This is a genomic window from Rugosimonospora africana, from assembly GCF_016862975.1.
Classification (GTDB): domain Bacteria; phylum Actinomycetota; class Actinomycetes; order Mycobacteriales; family Micromonosporaceae; genus Rugosimonospora; species Rugosimonospora africana.
This window is the reverse complement of the sequence record NZ_BONZ01000197.1, coordinates 1-697: the sequence shown is the minus strand read 5'-3', so window position 1 is coordinate 697 and position 697 is coordinate 1. Positions and strand designations below refer to the sequence as shown.

At 63.6% G+C, this 697-nt stretch carries 1 protein-coding gene; it reads left to right on the top strand.

From position 1 onward, the window contains the following. Nucleotides 1–13: 13 nt before the first annotated feature. A partial coding sequence (locus Raf01_RS49200) for an AMP-binding protein (protein ID WP_203925085.1) occupies nucleotides 14–697 on the top strand: 684 nt, incomplete at its 3' end.

Sequence of the window (697 nt, the reverse complement as noted above, 5' to 3'; positions counted from 1 at the left end):
TGACGCGGCGCCGGTGGTCCTGCTGACCACGACCGACACCGCAGTGGGGCTACCACCGCACGAGACCACCATCATGCTGCTGGACGACCCAAACACCCAGGCCCTGCTCGACGCGTACTCGGATGCTCCGATTACCGACACCGACCGCACCAGCCCTCTCCTACCGGCACACCCGGCCTACATCATCTACACCTCCGGCTCCACCGGCCAACCCAAGGGTGTCGCCATGCCGGCGGAGGGTCTGACGAACCTTCTCGAATGGCATCGATCGTCGATACCTGGCGGTCCTGGAACGAGGACCTTGCAATTCACCTCGATAAGCTTTGATGTGTCGGTACAGGAAACCATGTCCGCGCTCCTGTCCGGCAAGTCGCTGGTCATACCTCCCGATGTTATTCGGGCGGATCCCGACGAACTGTTGCGGTGGTGCGACGAGTTTTCGGTACACGAACTCTACGCACCCAATGTCGTCGTGCATCTCCTTTGTGACGCCGCGCTGCGGAGGCGCAACCGGCTTGGAACGCTACGCACCGTCGCGCAGGCCGGCGAGGCACTCACGTTGGGTTCACCCGCGGGCGACGTGTTCCGGGAGCGTCGCGCTCCGCTACTCCACAACCATTACGGTCCGTCCGAGACGCATGTCGTCACCGCCTACACCCTTCCGGATGATGCCGAGCTCTGGCCGAGAGTCGCTCCG